At 53.7% G+C, this 16,287-nt stretch carries 13 protein-coding genes; 5 read left to right on the forward strand and 8 right to left on the reverse strand.

The features are described 5' to 3' along the window. Window positions 1-7 precede the first annotated feature (7 nt). The 3 genes from ACK3CJ_RS15660 to ACK3CJ_RS15670 form a co-directional block, all read right to left on the reverse strand. Window positions 8-925, reverse strand: coding sequence for a diguanylate cyclase domain-containing protein (locus ACK3CJ_RS15660; protein ID WP_409523144.1), 918 nt, complete (start codon window positions 923-925; stop codon window positions 8-10). Beyond that, window positions 922-4,149 (reverse strand): ATP-binding protein, encoded by a 3,228-nt coding sequence (locus ACK3CJ_RS15665; protein ID WP_409523145.1) that lies wholly within the window; start codon window positions 4,147-4,149, stop codon window positions 922-924. Before ACK3CJ_RS15665 ends, ACK3CJ_RS15660 begins: the two co-directional genes overlap by 4 nt. A 310-nt stretch (window positions 4,150-4,459) precedes the next feature. Next, a complete protein-coding gene (locus ACK3CJ_RS15670) occupies window positions 4,460-4,690 on the reverse strand; it encodes a DUF2798 domain-containing protein (RefSeq protein WP_409523146.1) in 231 nt (76 codons plus the stop codon). A gap of 153 nt (window positions 4,691-4,843) precedes the next feature. Between ACK3CJ_RS15670 and ACK3CJ_RS15675 the strand changes: the two genes are divergently transcribed. After that, entirely contained in the window at window positions 4,844-5,473 is a 630-nt protein-coding gene (locus ACK3CJ_RS15675) for a LysE family translocator (protein WP_409523147.1), read from the forward strand. A 32-nt stretch (window positions 5,474-5,505) separates the two neighbouring features. Here the strand turns inward: ACK3CJ_RS15675 and ACK3CJ_RS15680 are convergent, their stop codons facing one another. From ACK3CJ_RS15680 to ACK3CJ_RS15695, 4 genes are all read right to left on the reverse strand, one after another. Then, window positions 5,506-6,627, reverse strand: coding sequence for a toxic anion resistance protein (locus ACK3CJ_RS15680; protein WP_409523148.1), 1,122 nt, complete (start codon window positions 6,625-6,627; stop codon window positions 5,506-5,508). Beyond that, window positions 6,627-7,562, reverse strand: coding sequence for a cobyrinic acid a,c-diamide synthase (locus ACK3CJ_RS15685; RefSeq protein WP_409523149.1), 936 nt, complete (start codon window positions 7,560-7,562; stop codon window positions 6,627-6,629). The genes ACK3CJ_RS15680 and ACK3CJ_RS15685 overlap by 1 nt, the downstream gene beginning before the upstream one ends. Before the next feature lie 215 nt (window positions 7,563-7,777). Continuing rightward, the gene (locus ACK3CJ_RS15690; RefSeq protein ID WP_409523150.1) at window positions 7,778-8,251 is read right to left on the reverse strand and encodes a hypothetical protein; all 474 of its coding nucleotides are present in this window, start codon (window positions 8,249-8,251) and stop codon (window positions 7,778-7,780) included. Between the two features lie 129 nt (window positions 8,252-8,380). Next, complete coding sequence (locus ACK3CJ_RS15695; RefSeq protein ID WP_409523151.1) at window positions 8,381-11,902, reverse strand: indolepyruvate ferredoxin oxidoreductase family protein; 3,522 nt, start codon at window positions 11,900-11,902, stop codon at window positions 8,381-8,383. A gap of 229 nt (window positions 11,903-12,131) precedes the next feature. Here ACK3CJ_RS15695 and ACK3CJ_RS15700 point away from each other — a divergent pair, with 229 nt between their 5' ends. Continuing rightward, window positions 12,132-12,614 (forward strand): Lrp/AsnC family transcriptional regulator, encoded by a 483-nt coding sequence (locus ACK3CJ_RS15700; protein WP_409523152.1) that lies wholly within the window; start codon window positions 12,132-12,134, stop codon window positions 12,612-12,614. On the opposite strand, the gene ACK3CJ_RS15705 is transcribed toward ACK3CJ_RS15700, so the two are convergent. Further along, window positions 12,599-13,621: an AraC family transcriptional regulator gene (locus tag ACK3CJ_RS15705; protein ID WP_409523153.1), complete on the reverse strand. Its 1,023-nt coding sequence runs from the start codon at window positions 13,619-13,621 to the stop codon at window positions 12,599-12,601. The two genes, ACK3CJ_RS15700 and ACK3CJ_RS15705, sit on opposite strands and share 16 nt — an antisense overlap. 132 nt (window positions 13,622-13,753) lie before the next feature. On the opposite strand from ACK3CJ_RS15705, the gene ACK3CJ_RS15710 reads away from it, so the two are divergent. The 3 genes from ACK3CJ_RS15710 (at window position 13,754) to nadS (ending at window position 16,285) form a co-directional block, all read left to right on the forward strand. Continuing rightward, on the forward strand, window positions 13,754-14,911 hold the full coding sequence (locus ACK3CJ_RS15710) for an acyl-CoA dehydrogenase family protein (protein ID WP_409523154.1): 1,158 nt from the start codon (window positions 13,754-13,756) through the stop codon (window positions 14,909-14,911). Window positions 14,912-14,965: 54 nt separating this feature from the next. Next, window positions 14,966-15,733, forward strand: a complete 768-nt coding sequence (locus tag ACK3CJ_RS15715; protein ID WP_409523156.1) for a 3-hydroxyacyl-CoA dehydrogenase — start codon at window positions 14,966-14,968, stop codon at window positions 15,731-15,733. Window positions 15,734-15,982: 249 nt separating this feature from the next. Then, window positions 15,983-16,285 carry a NadS family protein gene (nadS, locus tag ACK3CJ_RS15720; protein WP_409523157.1) on the forward strand — a complete coding sequence of 101 codons (303 nt, stop codon included), beginning with the start codon at window positions 15,983-15,985 and terminating at the stop codon, window positions 16,283-16,285. Window positions 16,286-16,287: the final 2 nt, after the last annotated feature.

The raw sequence follows: 16,287 nt of genomic DNA on the forward strand, positions 1-16,287 counted from the left end.
TCGGTAACTACTGATCCCAGATCACACGATTGCGCCCTTGGTGTTTGGCTCGATAGAGTGAGGCATCGGCCTTATTAAGCAGAGTCACAGGCCCTTCACGCTCGCTTGGCAGGATGGTCGCTCCGCCAATACTGACGCTCAGATAAGGCCCTGTCTCCGAGTAACCGTGTGGGATTTTCAGATCGATGATCGCTTTACGCATATTTTCCATGATGTACTCAGCATCCTGTTGCGTGGTTTCAGGCAACAGGATGACAAACTCTTCACCACCATATCGCGCGACCTTGTCTCCGGGTCTTTTTATCTGAGATCGCATGGTTCTGGCGACCTGGCGCAACACTTTATCGCCGCCGCCATGACCATAGTGATCATTGAATTGTTTGAAGTGATCCACATCCAACATCGCCAACGACAGAGGCTGCTGATTGCGCTGCGAACGACGCCACTCCTCATCAAGATTCTGCTCAAGACAGCGCCGATTATCGACATTGGTCAAGCCATCCAGATTCGCCAACTCTTCCAGAAGTTTTCGCTGACTCACCATACGCATATGATTATCGATCCGGGCCTTGACCAGAGATTTTCTGAAGGGCTTGGAGATGTAGTCAGTCGCACCCAGAACCAACCCCTTCTCCTCGTCACGATCCGTATCCAGTGCACTGATGAATACCACCGGGATATCCTGAGTCTGCGGATTGCTTTTCAGGGCCACTAACACCTGATAGCCGTTTTCACCGGGCATGATGATATCCAGCAGAATCAGATCCGGTTGATGCCTATTGACCTTGTCAACCGCTTGCTCCCCGTTTTTAGCCAGAATCACCCGATAGTCTTCACGCAGAATATCGGCCAGCAGCTTACGATTCAGCAACTCATCATCCACGATCAATATTTTCTGCTGTCTTTCCAGCGGCGCACTACTCATGTCGTTTTCTCATCAAGTAATTTACTGAAAAGACTATCGACCAGCTCAAGCGCCTGTGCATACTCAACATCATCAATATAGTATTCAAGCCTTGTCAGGATCGATGCAAACTGCTCACCCGGCAGACACATTTGCAGCTCGGGAACAATCAACTCAGCATTTGCATCATCCACCTGCAAATACTCCTTCAGACGATACAACAATTCAGTTGCCTTTTCGGGATCAAAACTGGCAAGAACACCCAGATCCCCAGGCGCCTGAGACACCAGAGTCTGCAGGCCACTCATCACCTCCTGCAAGGCATCACTGAAGACCGTCCGGGGCCTGTCGATCTCTGCACCACTTCGAAGCGCATGCTCAAGACTTCTCGAACTGTCGGCGAGACGTTTTGCACCAAAGAAGATGGCCAGTGGTTTGATGGTGTGCGCCAGATCACTGACCACCTTGGTCTCCAGATCAGCAATTTTCTGAGGTAGCTCATGATAGGTATGATAGAAGTTTTTAAGCAATTTCAGCAGAAGCGCATTGTCATAACGCGCATGTTCAACCGCTTCGCTCATATCGATACCGGGTAGTGATCTCGGCAGATCAGGGCCGGATGACTGGACCTGTTGAATCGATTCCGCTGCCGCAGAAGAGGTCACGGCCGCATCAGCTCCCAGCCACTTGACCAGCAGGGCATGCAGTTGATCAGCATTGACCGGCTTGACCAGATGATCATTCATGCCAGCTTCAAGACTCTTCTCTTTATCTCCTGACATGGCATGCGCTGTCATCGCAATAATCGGAATATCTCTGAAGCGAGGATCTGCACGTAACAATCGGGTCGCTGTCAATCCATCCATTTCTGGCATCTGAATATCCATCAAAACCAGTTGATAGCGCTTGGCATTCAGCATCTCTATCGCCACGGCTCCGGTCTCGGCCGAGTCCACCTCGACACCAAACTCCTCCAGAAACGATTCAGCAACCAAACGGTTGATAGGATTATCCTCAACCAGAAGAATGCGAGCCTGATGCATCAGCCCAAGTTCCGGTAATGCCATCCCATCCACAGCCTGACAGGTCATTCTGCTATCAGCCGCCTCAAACTGACAACCGTCAGACAGCGCAAACTCAGCCGTGAAGTGGAACTGACTACCTTTACCTGGTTCGCTTTCCGCCCAGATACGGCCATTCATCATCTCAACCAACTGTTTACAGATCGCAAGCCCGAGCCCGGTTCCACCATATTTACGTGTAATACTGCCATCGGCCTGCGAAAATGCATTGAAGAGGTTTTTCATATCCTCAGCATTCATGCCGATGCCCGAGTCCTGAATCAGAAAATGCAGCGTTACCTGATGGTCGGTTGATCGTTCACTCCAGGCTTTCATCTCCACCTGCCCCTGATCAGTGAACTTGACCGCATTATTGACCAGATTGATCAGAACCTGCCCCAGCCGTAACGCATCACCCTTGAGATAAAGCGGTACGTCCGGATCTATCTCGCTGACGAATGTCAGGCCTTTGCTTTCAACCCGCAGAGCAATAACCTGAGAGATATTATCCATCACCTCATGCAGCCGGAAAGGCACCTCTTCCAGCGTCAACTTACCTGCCTCGATCTTGGAAAAATCAAGTATGTCATTGATGATGCCCATCAACAGATCAGCGGAGAGCTGGATCTTTTCCAGATAGGCACGTTGATCCGGATCCAGCGATGTGTTCAATGTGAGGCGGCTCAGCCCGATAATGGCATTCATCGGGGTACGAATTTCGTGGCTCATGCGGGCCAGAAAATCGGACTTGGCATGATCTGCTTTCTTCGCCTCTTCCGTGGCCAGTTTCAACTGCTCTGTGCGCGCTTCCACCTTGCTTTCGAGTTCCAGACCATAGCTCTGTATATCACTGGCCATACGTTGAAAAGTACGCGCCAGTATTCCTGTTTCATTGCGCTGCTGCAGCAACAGTGGCATACCATTAACACGATTCAGATCATAGCGCCCACTCGCGACATGGTCAGATGCCAATGAGAAGGTATTCAGGGGAGCAATGACCTTGCGGCGGAATACCAGATACAACATGATCATTTCCAGCACCAGCGAGATCAGCCCCAACCAGAGAATAAATTGAGCCGTTTCCAGTGCAACAGAGGTCAGCAGAGATTTAGGATAAACCGTGACAAATAGCCAGTCCGGGCCCGGCATGGGAGCCACTGCCAGCAGCACATCATTCGCTTTATCGTCCAGTAGCAGTTCATCGCCGGACTGCCGGGAGAGTCCCTGCATGATCCTTTGATACATGGATGAAAGTGCCTGGTCTTCCAGCTCTTCAATAAAAAGCTTTCCTTCTGCTTCACGTAATGCATCCACCTTATCCGGATGCGCGATCAGACGCCCATCCTTGCGGATAATAAAGTTGTAGGCTCCCTCCAGATGATCATTAAAAACACGTTCAAACAGATCATTGAGCAGAATATCATGGCCGAAATTGATCAGATGGCGACCATCCACCTCCACAGGTGTGATGTTGGATACCATCCACTGATCCACCGTGAAGTCGTAATAGAGCCCGGTCCAGACTGTTCCTCCCTCTGGATTATGTTCGGGGGCAGCCACGTAGTACCACTCCTCCTGAGTGATATCGAACTCAGCCTCGGCTTCAAGCCCCCAGGGAACGCCTGGCCAGTATCCGAGAACAACGTTCTCCGGCATGGTGATATAAAAGTTCGGAAAATCCTTACTCCAGGCCTCTCCAAAACGCGAAATCAGCCAGTAGGACATCACCAGTCGATTACGAAACTCCTGATCATCGATCGGCGCCCCTAATCCTGCAAAGCCTGAAATGGAGTGGCTGCGGCTACCGTCCGAGCGTGACACACCATCAAATACCGCTTGGGGAATACGTACGGTGCCGTCAGGAAAACGTTGCCAGATCTGATCAAAGTCCAGCGTTTCACTCGCATGCTGGTCCTGCCAGTATTCAGTGAATACCGCTTTGGCGATCGTGTGATTGCTTTCGGCTGAGCGGAAGATTCCACTCTCTTTCTGTGCGCGCTCGGAGATATAATTGCGCAGGCCATCATCATTGATATCATGCAGGCTTGATACAATATGCCAGTAGCTGACAAACGTAACGGCAATCACGACCAGTGTGATGCGCAAAGCAAACTGTAGCAGTGTGGAGGCTGCCAGAGAGGAGGCAAAATAGTTGGATACACCACTTAGGAAGGCAAAACGCATCCTGTATTCCTGGTCAATGAGCACCTGGCTCAAGCAACATGAAGAAAACTCTCAGCCCCCCAAGCCCTTGAACTGCGTGTTCAAACAAAATGCGTATCCTACCGGGGTATTACCTAGAATAAACACCTTTTATTACATGTACAATCTCTGAGTAACATAGACACGATCAAACAGATCGATAGGCGAGACCTGTCTTTACAAGATAGATCAACCTCGCCCAGCCAAGACCTTTCTCACATAATTTACTTATTCTGCAGATAGGGTTGCGCGGTTCATGACGGGATGAGTTGTAGTGCCTGCTGGTTTCAGGTCAGAGTTGACGTACCAGTTTTGTTGACAGTTGCTGCAGCTTGGGTGCTCCAACCAGAATCAGCATAAAAGCAATCGGCCAGGCCACGATAAACGCCTTCAGCCAGCGCAGTAAAACGCCAGTTTCAAATCCTGTATTCACCAGCGTGATCACCAGCGTCATGATACTGACCATGTAAAAAGACATCAGGACAGTGAAAACCAGACGAGTGTAGCGAGGAGAAAAGAACATCAGTCCAACCTAACTTAATATTAGTCAAGCTGATTACACTACTCCAGATACCCCTTGCAGACAATTCTCAATCATTAACCACGACTTGATCAGCATTCATGAAAAAGGTAGTGTAAACAACACTTTCTTTATATCTAAAAGGATTTACCCGGCATGTTGCAGTGGAGTGAATGGCTGACTTTGGCTGGAATTTTTCTACTGGGAGCAATGTCACCTGGCCCAAGCCTTGCGATCATCGTCAAGCACAGTGTATTCGGTGGTAGGCAACAGGGAATGATAGCGGCCCTCTCACACGGATTGGGGATCGGCATCTATGCGGCCCTGAGTGTGATCGGTATCGCATCGGTGATGGTGGCAGTACCGGCACTGGGATCGATCATTCAGGTCGCAGGAGCACTCTTTCTGTTATACCTCGCCACGCAGGCTGGCCGCAGTGCGCTTCGTCCCGCTCCCACAACACTGTCTGAACCGACCACATCCAGGAAGGCCTGGCGTGATGGCTTTCTGATTGCGTTTCTGAACCCTAAAGTCCCGCTGTTTTTTGTTGCCCTGTTCAGCCAGTTCTTTGAAGCCGGAAATGCACTGGGCACCAAAGGGCTGATTGCACTACTGGCGATGAGTATCGACACCCTGTGGTACCTTCTGGTGGCACTGCTACTGTCAGCCACCGCCACACGTCAGAAATTTTTGACCTTCAGGCCCTGGATTGAAGGCACCTTTGCCGTGCTGCTCACATTGTTGGCGCTGCGCATGCTCTGGCAGTTTTTGTCACAGACAGTTTGAAACAGGGTGCAGGCGCCACGAATGGCGCCACATCAGGTTGCTGCCTGCTCATCAGAGGCCAGCGTATCAATTGATGCCTGCCCACGTTTGGTAAGATCCTGCATACGCTTGATCTGCTCAGCCATGGTCGGCAACGCTTTTTGCCGATAGCTCGACAGATCATCCAGAGCGCCCAGCATATCTTCAAAGGCCTGCTCCAGCACCTGCATATCCAGTTGAGCTGATGCTGCCCGTGTCTGAATATCCACACCCTGCTGGCGTAGCGCCTGAGCAGTGCCGGCGATCATATCGTTGGTGGTCTCATTCAAGGCATCGATATGGTTCAGCACCAGTTTCTGATTGGCCAATGCCAGCGCTACCGTGACAGCCACACGAAGCGCTGAGAGGGTTACATTCAGCGCACGATCAACACCGCGGATCAACTCGCGATTGTTGCGGATAATCACCTCTATCGCCAGTATCCCCTGCTGGCACACGGCCTGCTGCTGTTGCAGGTCCATAATCCGCTGACGCAATGGAAAAATCAGCTCCTCTTCAATAAATGCGGGCGACTCAGTCTCGCCATCAAGTTGGGCGATATGTGTCTGCAAGGACTCATCTATCCTCTGCCCAAGCGCGGCATGGTGTTGCAAGGCGCCCAGTGCAGTGCGCATATCCTGCTGATCATGGGTCAGCGTGACATTGTCACGGTTCAGTCGGTCCCGGCCCGCTTCCAGTCCCTTGATAAGTCGATCAAGGGTATCCTGTGCGGTTTCAAACCGCTTGAAGTAACGCTGTACTGGTGTCGCAACGCCAGGCAGTCGGCTCAACAGGCCCGCCACCCCTTTTGCTTCAAGCGCCTGGTGATCCGGTTTGAGCTGCTGCATCATGTTGCGCAGATCACTCAAGGCGCGGGCCACCTCGCTGGCATCATTACTATGACCCGCGAGCTGCTCCATCGGTGTATTCAACAAGTTGGCCTGGCGAGCTGACTCAGCCTGAGCTTCCAGCCCCAGTTGATCAATCTGGCTGCGTTGTGCCTGAGGGGGTTGTTTAAGTAAAGATTCGACATAACGGGCCGCTTCATCGGCCGTCTGCTCCGGCTCAGGTGCCGCACTGTTCAGTTCCAGCTCCTTTTCGAGCTGCTCCGGTGAAGGTAATGCCAGTGGCTTCATTATTGTGCCTTCCTTGATTGTGTGGCGTGTTCATACTGAGCAACACGTTGATTGAATCGATCCAGCTCGGCCATGACTCTATCGGCATCAGGAACACCCGGATCGGATGTCTGCAACTGCATCAGCGCAATACTGGTGGTATCCAGTGCCGTCAGCGCCGCTTCATTATCTGCCGTGAGCTTGTCCAGATGCTGCTTGCTTGTCTCTACCAGCGCCCAGCGTGCCTGCAGCGCCTGCCGCTCTGTGCCCACCAGAGTTGTATCATCCAGTCGACGCCGGATAAAAGCCGGATCCAGAGCATTGAGTTGCACCTGCAGCTCAACCATGCGATCAAGCCGATGAATGACGCTGCCATACACATCCTGAATCAACGTCTGTGAACGCTGCATCGCCAGCTCTCCCGACTCAAAGCGCTGCGCGAGCAGGCTTTGCAGGGTTATATATCGAGTATAGAACCTGTCCGGCTGCGCAAGATCCAGCGCCACATTCTTGAGCTGGCGTTTGCACCGCTGCAGGGATTTAACAAGCGGATCACTCTGCTCTGCCGGGTCATCCAGATCCAGGGTCGCGGTCGATTGCTCTTTCAGATGTGCGGCCCTGTTTGCCTGGAGTTCAGCCTGCGCCTGTTGCTGCGCTTTTTTCAGCCGACGCCTGTTCAGAAAGCCACGCACCCTGTGCTCAACAGGCACCCAGACAAACAGCGCACCCAGCCCCGACAACCAACCGGCAAGACTAGGCCCGAAACCACCCCAGAGAGAGGTCAGGCCCAAAATAAAACTGAGAAAAGGGATCACGAACAGATAGCGTTTGAACACATTCAAACGATCGGCCCGATCATCCGGCAGCACCAGCCCCGGATTGAACAGCCCTGTAATAAACCATGGGCCACACATAAGAAAAAGACCTATGGCAAAGCCTTGCAGAAAAGACAGCATGCGCTCAATCCCTGGATAGATATGCCTTGCAACCGGACAGCAAAAACCTCTGCGAACAGAAGCTCTTACATCAGTGACCCATCATACACCTGTCCTGCAGGCAACCCAATTATCTTGGCAAAGGTGGAAAGCTTATCGATCCTTGAGCGATGATCAGTTACACAAAGAAACACCAGCCCGAATCAATGATTCAGGCTGGTGTGGAAAGAGGAAAATCAGAAGACTTCGCCACCGATGGACTCGACGGCTTCACGCTCAGAGTTTTCAAGAGCGGATGTTTGCTGTGGTTCGCCAGCGCCAAGACCCAATGTCAGATTATCCAGCGCGCTGCTGCGGATATCATCAGCGTCAGACGCTGGTTGTGGACTGGCCTGGGCACCGGCATTGTCAGACGGGCCAGCGGCTACTGGATTGTTTCCCAACTGACCGGCATTGTTATAAGTCAACTCTGTCTGACTCACATTGCCGACACGCTGGCCATTGAGCTCCTGTTGCAACGCTTCCTGTGCTGCACTGCTGATATTGACCTGAATACCCGCCTCGGCACGACCCTGCGCGACCGCAGAGGAGGTAGAGGGCTCATTACGATTAGTAGACGCTTGATCAGCATTGGCACCAGTCGGGTTAGCGGCAACACCGATATTGGCACCAAGATTGGAAAAACTGCTCAGCGCTGAACTGATATCCATTTAACACAACTCTGCTTTTGTTCAAATTATGTACAGTGTAGCAAAACCATTCATCAAGACAAGCAGGAAGCCTCTCAATAACCTGAATATTACTCATTCTTGTCCTGCTGAATACGCAGTTTATTCGGATCAAACCTCCATCAATCGTAGCGGTAGCTCTGCCACCTCCTGCCCACCCCCCTCCCAGCGTGCTCGCAGTTGGGTCCATTCGTCCTGCATGCGGGTCAGATTTTTTTCTTTGACATGCCCATAGCCCTTCACCTGCTCCGGCAAAGCCAGCAGTTGGCAGGCCAGTGCGCGGTTATGCTGGGTGACACCGCCCATCACCTCTGTAATCAGTGCCCGATAGTCCTGAACCAACTGGCGCTCTGCTCTTCTTTCCTGGGTATAACCGAACAGATCCCAACGGCTACCTCGCAGTGGCTTCATTCGTGCCATCACTTTGAACAGCGGCAGCACCCATTCACCAAACGCCATCTTTCTTGGCTGACCAGTCAGCTTGTCACGACGAGCCAGCAATGGTGGTGCCAGATGGAAGGTGAGTCGGAAGTCGCCATCAAACTGCGCCGACAGCTTCTGTCTGAAGACATCATCGGTATAGAGACGTGCAATCTCATACTCATCCTTGTAGGCCATCACCTTGTACAGGTATCGGGCTGCGAGACTGCTCAGCTCACCCTCAGCTCCCAGTCGCTCCCGCTCCTGTTGGCGCACCTCATTGATCAGATTCATATAGGACTGAGCATAGTTTTCATTCTGATAGTCAATCAGTTCACGGTGGAATTGCGCTATCTTCTCATCCAAGGTCTGCAGGCTCTGAGGAGTGCTCTGATTACTGCTCTCAGATCCCCCTTTGTACTGCTCAATCAGGTGATACACCGCCTGCCGGTCGGCTGCTGCCAGACGCCCCCAGCGGAAAGCGCGTTGATTGAAGGTCACGGCAACACCGTTAAGCTCAATCGCCCGTTCGATGGAAGATTCGCTCAGCGGGATCAGTCCCTTCTGGAAGGCAAAGCCGACCATGAACAGATTAGTGGCGATCACATCACCAAACAGAGCTTCCGCCAAGCCGGTCGCATCGATCAGATCCACCGCCTCAGCCGAGGTCTGGGCCACAAAAGCATTCTTTATTTCACTGGCGGGAAAGAACAGATCGTTGTTCTCGACAAAGGCGGCCACCGGCACCTCGGCGGTGTTGATCACCGAGCGGGTCAGCCCCTTGCATAACTTAACCATGCTGCCCATCGCTGCCACCATATCGCAGCCGAGCAGCAGATTGGCACTGCCATCCAGAATACGCGGTACATGAATATCGGCGGGAGTCGGTGCCAGTTTGACATGCGCGACCACTGCGCCGTTCTTCTGCGACAGGCCTGTGAAATCAAGCGTCGTGGCACCTTTACCCTCAAGATGAGCCGACATCGACAGCAGCGCACCGATCGTCAGCACCCCGGAGCCACCGATTCCGGCAACCAGAATTGCATAGTTGTCCTGAATCTCAGGCGGTACAACAGAGGGTATATTGCTTAGCGCATGCTGCTCCAGAGACTCGACCTGTCCCTGATCCGGCTTGCTGATCCGGGCGCCCTCGACCGAGACAAAGCTGGGGCAGAAACCCTTCACGCAGGAAAAATCCTTGTTGCAGGTGGACTGATTCACCTGACGCTTACGCCCGAAAGCAGTCTCCTTCGGTTCAATCGCGATGCAGTTGGACTGCACCGAACAATCACCACAACCCTCGCATACTCGGTCATTGATAAAAAGACGCCGATCAGGATCGCTCAACAATCCTTTCTTGCGACGACGACGTTTCTCCGCCGCACAGGTCTGTTCATAGATAATCACCGTGACCCCCTCTATCTCCCGGAACTGATGCTGCAGAGCATCCAGCTCTTCCCGATCATGGCGTGTCACTTCAGCCGGCAATTCACGATCGGTGGCAAACCTGGCGATATCGTCGCTGACCAGCGCAACCCGGTTAACCACTTCGGCCAGCACCTGTCGGGCCACGCGTGTAGGTGACAGTTCACCCTCGGCCTTCTGCCCGCCGGTCATCGCAACGGCATCGTTGTAGAGTATCTTGTAGGTGATGTTGATATTGCTCGCCACCGCCTGCCGGATCGCCAGCAGCCCTGAGTGCTGATAGGTGCCATCACCCAGATTCTGGAACATATGCTTGCGGGTGGAGAAGCGGTGCAGCCCCACCCAGTGGACTCCCTCGCCGCCCATATGGGTGAAGGTTTTAGCCTTGCGATCCATGCTCAACGCCATGATATGGCAACCGATTCCGGCACCGGCGATACTGCCATCAGGCACCTTGGTCGAGGTGTTGTGCGGACAACCGGCACAAAAATAGGGCGCACGTGCAATGCCAGGATTGCCTGCCGCGGTACAGGGCACAGGGATCAGATCGAGCTGCTGCATCATCTGCATACCCAGCGGGGTATCGCGCAGCCAGTAAGCCAACGCACGCGCCACGATCTCGGGCGTGAAAGCAAACACCTCGGGCAGCAGTACACGGTTCTGCTCATCGCGCTTGCCGTAGATATGGGGGCGACGATCAGTTGGCCAGTTGTAAAGCTGCTCCTTGATCTGCTTCTCCAACTGCGGGCGCTTCTCCTCCACCACCAGCAGCGACTCCATCCCTTCGGCAAACTCACGGATACCGCGCGGCTCCAGCGGCCAGCTCATGCCCACCTTATAGATGCTGATACCGGCCGCCTGAAGCTGGGCGTCACTGATCTTGAGCTGACGAAACGCTTCAAGCAGATCACCATGCGCCTTACCCACCGTCACGATACCGAAACGGTGTTGGGGTGCCTGCAGCACCACGCGGTCAATCTTGTTGGCATACACAAACGCATGAGCTGCCGGGGCACGCTCCTCGATCATGCGCCGCTCATATTCGATCCGCTCAGCGGGCCAGCTCAGATGACAGTCGTAGTTCAAGCCATGCTTCGGGATTTCGAAATCATCAGGGATCACAAACTGTGGCAGTTCAGGAATCTCGATCGAGGCGCCGCTTTCCACCGTTTCGGTGATGGTTTTCATCGCCACCCAGAGGCCGCAGTAGCGCGACAGGGCGATACCGGCCAGCCCCATCGTCAGATATTCATCCACCGAGGCAGGAAACAGGATCGGCATGATCGCTGCTTCAAACACCTGGTCAGTCTGGTGTGGAAACATGGAGGACTCAGCGGTGTGATCATCGCCTGCCAGCGCCAGCACGCCACCATGCTTTGCCGTGCCCTGCACATTGGCCTGGCGGAACACATCGGTCGAACGATCGACACCATGCCCCTTGCCATACCAGATAGAGAAGACGCCATCCTTGGTGGCATCTTCGCGGTAGTAGTCGATCAACTGCGTGCCCCAGACGGCAGTCGCACCCAGGTCCTCGTTAATTGCTGGCTCAAAATGCACATCATGCTCAGCCAGAAATGACTTGCTGCGCCACAACTCCTGATCATAGGCACCCAGAGGTGAACCACGATAGCCGGATATGAAACCAGCGGTATTCAGCCCCTGCTGGATATCCAGTTGGCGTTGCATCAATGGCAGTCGAACCAGCGCCTGAATGCCGGTCATGAATGCACGCCCCTCATTCAGAGCATAACGGTCGGTAAGCTGGTATTCCTTGTCGAACAGCATGGTTAGCAGGCCTCAGAATCTTATATTTTTAATGTGTAAAAAATTACCATGAGAGGCGTAGTTACTTGTGCCAAAGTCTGCGCGGGATAAATAATTATTGGCACAGATCACTAATAAATAAGACAACACATTACAGATAAGCCAATATTGACACCATGACAGCCCATCAGGCTCAATAAAGGCCATCTACACTTCTGCTCAATATGCACATCAGTCGTCAGGAATACAGATGAACCAACATCCACTGGATAAGATCGATTACCGGATTCTGGAGGAGCTGCAGGCAGATGGCAGCATCTCCAATCTTGAACTGGCCGATAAGGTGAACCTCTCCCCTTCTCCCTGCTCACGCCGGGTCAGGATTCTGGAGGAGCAGGGTTTTATCCGTGGCAAGGTGACGCTGCTGGAAGCACAGAAGCTGGGTCTTTCGGTGAATGTTTTTATTCAGGTGTCGCTCAGCCATCAGTTGAAGAAGGATCTGCAGGCGTTTGAGGAGGCCGTGACCCAGTGGCCGGAGGTGATGGAGTGTTACCTGATGACCGGCGATTTTGATTATCTGATCCGTGTTGTGGTGCCGGATCTGATGGCCTACCAACGTTTTCTGGATAATCACCTGACACTGATCGAGGGGATCGACAGCATCCGCAGCAGTTTTTCACTCAAGCAGGTGCGCTATAAAACAGACTTGCCGCTGGATCATCTGAAGCGCTGAGCACCCCGCTGCTGCTCCACATATGCCGCAGGCGTCAACCCGGTCCACTGCCGAAAAGCACGACTGAATGCTCGCGGCTCGCTGAATCCCAGTTGCCGCGAGACCTCCGCGATACTGAGCTTGTGCAACAGCAATTTTTCGATCGCCAGATCCTGACGGATACCTGCCTTGATCGCCGGGTAGGAGGTGCCCTCGCGCCGTAACCGACGTCTGAGAGTCTGACTGCTGATATTGAAGTGATGGGCCAGCACCTCCAGTGAGGGACACAGGAGCACCTCTGTACTCTGATGCAGCAGCAAAGAACGGATACGTGCCTCATAACTGCTCTCACGCCCAGGAATCGTGATCAGATCCGCCGGTGAGCGCCTGAGGAACACCGCCAGATCCTGCTGTGTTCTGACCGCTGCGCGCTCCAGATAGTCGGCGCTGAAAGCCAAGGTCAGTGCGGGTTGATCGAACTGATGCCGACAGGGGAACAGATACTTCAACTCATTCAGATGCGCAGGGGCAGCAAAATCAAACCCGGCGCTGTCGAGCAGTATCTTCTCCCCCACCAGCCAGCTGGCAAAACGGTGCCAGATCACCATCCAGAACTCTCTGAAGAAGCCGTCCGGGTCCAGGTCGGGCCGGGCAAAGCGGATCTCGATACGCGCCAGATCCCCCTGTCGGCTCAGTTGCATCCAGATATCATCCGTAAAGAGGTTATACAACTGTATCCCCTGCTCCAGCACCGCATCGAGGGTTTCATAATGCAACGCATGGCGCGCCATCAGCGCAAATACGCCCCGCTTGCACGGATGCTCGGTGCAGGCCATGAACTCATCATCCAGCCAGATCCAGATCAGCTGCACCAGCCGTGTCATGCGGTCACCATGCACCCGTGCACCTGGCTGATCCAGCAGAGCGCCATCGATGCCGCTTTCGATCAGCAACCTGTCCACGCCCACCCCCCTGCGCCGCACACAGTTCAGTGCCGCTCTGACATACTGTATATCGACCGTTGCCATGCTTTGCCCTTAGGAGTGGATAATCGATACAAGTGTCACATTATGTGACTCAATCAGTCAATTTTTGTCATTTTATGTAACCTGTATTCAGGCGATAGTAGTTGTTATTGCTCATAGACTGAGGAGAGCCCCATGAATTTCAGCTTCACAGAAGAACAGACGATGATTCAGGAGATGGCCCGCCGGTTTGCCGACAACGAACTCGCACCGGTTGCCGAAAAACTGGATCAGACAGGTGACCGAGAGATGTTTCTGAACATCCTCTCGCAGCTGGCTGAACTTGGCTTTATGGGGCTGACGATCGATCCCGAGTATGGCGGCACTGGTGCCGACAGTATCGCCTTCAGCCTGGCGATCACCGAGCTGGCCCGAGGCTGTGCCTCAACGGCAGTATCAGTGTCAGTCACCAATATGGTGGCAGAGGTGATTCAGGCAGTCGGCAGCGAAGAGCAGAAAACCACCTATCTGCCACGCATCTGCAGCGGCGAATATCCGGCTGGAAGCTTCTGCCTGACCGAAGCCACTGCCGGTTCCGACCCGGCCGGCATGCGCAGCACCGCCGTGCGCGATGGCGATGAATGGGTATTGAACGGCACAAAACAGTTTATCAGCAGCGCCGAGTATGCAGGCGTCTTTGTTGTCTGGGCGGTGACCGATTCCACCCTGCCGCGTGGCAAAGGGATCTCCTGCTTTCTGGTGGAGCGTGGCACACCCGGCCTGATCATCTCCAAGGCGGAAAAGAAGATGGGCCAACACGCCTCCTGTACCAACGAAGTGCGCTTTGAGAACTGCCGCGTGCCAGCCAATGCGCTGATGGGCGAGCTGAATCAGGGCTACCGGATTGCGATCACTGAACTAGCCGGTGGGCGCATCGGTATCGGCTCCCTGGCACTTGGCGTCGCGCAGGCGGCCATGGACTATGCGCGCCAGTACATCACCGAGCGCCAGCAGTTCGGTAAACCTCTGGCCGACTTTCAGGGCCTGCAGTGGATGCTGGCGGATACCTATACTGACCTGGAAGCTGCCCGTCTGCTGCTGATGAGCGCGGCAGATCGTAAATCTCGCGACCTGCCCTTCTCCAAGGAAGCCTCGATGGCCAAGCTGTTTGCATCGGAAAAAGCCAACCAGGCCTGCTACACCGCGCTGCAGCTGCTCGGTGGTTATGGCTATATTCAGGATTACCCACTGGAACGCCATGCGCGTGATGTGCGCGTCACCTCGATCTACGAGGGCACCAGCGAGATACAGCGCATTATCATCGCCCGAGAACTGCTTAATGAGATTCGCTGAGCGATAACGTGATTTTACTGACAACCAGATACTGAACCTTTCAAGGATTACACCATGGATATCAAAGACAAAGTCGTCATCATCACCGGCGGCGCATCGGGCCTTGGCCTGGTCACCTCACAACAACTGGCTGCTCAGGGAGCCAAAGTGGCGATCTTCGATCTGAATCAGGAGGCTGGAGAGGCACTGGCAGCAGAGCTCGGCAGTAATACCCTGTTTGCCCGCGTGGATGTCACCGATGCCACCTCTGTCGAGAGCGCCATTCGCCAGGTGGTGGAAGCCTTCGGCACGATCCATGTCTGCATCAACTGCGCCGGTATCGCCCCAGCCGGCAAGACGGTCGGACGTAATGGCCCACTGGCGCTGGAGAAGTTCTCTCAGGTGATCAACATCAATCTGATCGGCACCTTCAATGTACTGCGCTTGGCTGCTGCCGAAATGGCCAACAACACACCGGATGCCAACGGCGAGCGTGGCGTGATCATCAACACTGCATCTGTTGCCGCTTTCGATGGACAGATCGGCCAGGCCGCCTACAGTGCCAGCAAAGCGGGTGTCTGCGGCATGACTCTGCCGATCGCACGCGACCTGGCCGGAGTCGGTATCCGTGTCATGACCATCGCACCGGGTATCTTTGATACACCGATGATGATGGCGATGCCGGATGAGGTGCGCGAGCCGTTGATCAAGATGGTACAACACCCGAAACGCTTCGGTGCCCCAGCCGAATACGCCTCACTGGCCTCTCATATCATCCAGAACCCTTACCTCAACGGAGAAGTGATCAGACTGGATGGCGGAATAAGGATGGAGGCGAAGTAGTCACCGCATGACCCGCTGTCGATACACCGCGCACAGCGGGATTTCTCTCCTGAGTCAGACAAATCTCCGATCTTGTGAATATCCATCTCCCAACATGAGGGCCTCTGTACATCCTCCCTAAAAAGGGTACAATGTACCTATTGCCATGTACTAGGTACACGGAAAATGAAATGAGCAGGACAACCTCACTGATAGCCAGAAAACCCAACTCAAAGCGATCACAGATAAGCTCAACTGACGGAGTTAGACATGAAAGACGAACTGTTCTCTGATCTCCTCGCCAGTGCCGAGGAGATGGTTGCCATTGAGAAAGGCGATCTCTTACCAGCAGACTCTGCTGTCCATCATTTCAGCACCCCGGATGTAAAAAAAATACGGGAGGTTTCTGGCAAATCACGACAGGAGTTCGCCCGCATCATTGGCGCAAGCATTGAGTCTGTTAAAAGCTGGGAGACCAAACGCCGCAATCCGTCTGGTCCAACCAAGAAGCTACTGACACTGATTGAGGCTGATCCGATAAAAACCATCCAGATTCTGGAGCAGACAGGCTAGTC

It is taken from the genome of Nitrincola salilacus (assembly GCF_046271865.1).
Taxonomy (GTDB): Bacteria; Pseudomonadota; Gammaproteobacteria; order Pseudomonadales; family Balneatricaceae; genus Nitrincola; species Nitrincola salilacus.

Bases quoted from the DNA above. Each gene is read 5' to 3' on its own strand.
- nadS (WP_409523157.1), top strand. From the start codon at position 15,983: ATGAAAGACGAACTGTTCTCTGATCTCCTCGCCAGTGCCGAGGAGATG.
- ACK3CJ_RS15695 (WP_409523151.1), bottom strand. From the start codon at position 11,902: ATGCTGTTCGACAAGGAATACCAGCTTACCGACCGTTATGCTCTGAAT.
- ACK3CJ_RS15715 (WP_409523156.1), top strand. From the start codon at position 14,966: ATGGATATCAAAGACAAAGTCGTCATCATCACCGGCGGCGCATCGGGC.
- ACK3CJ_RS15710 (WP_409523154.1), top strand. From the start codon at position 13,754: ATGAATTTCAGCTTCACAGAAGAACAGACGATGATTCAGGAGATGGCC.
- ACK3CJ_RS15705 (WP_409523153.1), bottom strand. From the start codon at position 13,621: ATGGCAACGGTCGATATACAGTATGTCAGAGCGGCACTGAACTGTGTG.
- ACK3CJ_RS15665 (WP_409523145.1), bottom strand. From the start codon at position 4,149: ATGCGTTTTGCCTTCCTAAGTGGTGTATCCAACTATTTTGCCTCCTCT.
- ACK3CJ_RS15685 (WP_409523149.1), bottom strand. From the start codon at position 7,562: ATGCTGTCTTTTCTGCAAGGCTTTGCCATAGGTCTTTTTCTTATGTGT.
- ACK3CJ_RS15660 (WP_409523144.1), bottom strand. From the start codon at position 925: ATGAGTAGTGCGCCGCTGGAAAGACAGCAGAAAATATTGATCGTGGAT.
- ACK3CJ_RS15700 (WP_409523152.1), top strand. From the start codon at position 12,132: ATGAACCAACATCCACTGGATAAGATCGATTACCGGATTCTGGAGGAG.
- ACK3CJ_RS15680 (WP_409523148.1), bottom strand. From the start codon at position 6,627: ATGAAGCCACTGGCATTACCTTCACCGGAGCAGCTCGAAAAGGAGCTG.
- ACK3CJ_RS15670 (WP_409523146.1), bottom strand. From the start codon at position 4,690: ATGTTCTTTTCTCCTCGCTACACTCGTCTGGTTTTCACTGTCCTGATG.
- ACK3CJ_RS15675 (WP_409523147.1), top strand. From the start codon at position 4,844: ATGTTGCAGTGGAGTGAATGGCTGACTTTGGCTGGAATTTTTCTACTG.
- ACK3CJ_RS15690 (WP_409523150.1), bottom strand. From the start codon at position 8,251: ATGGATATCAGTTCAGCGCTGAGCAGTTTTTCCAATCTTGGTGCCAAT.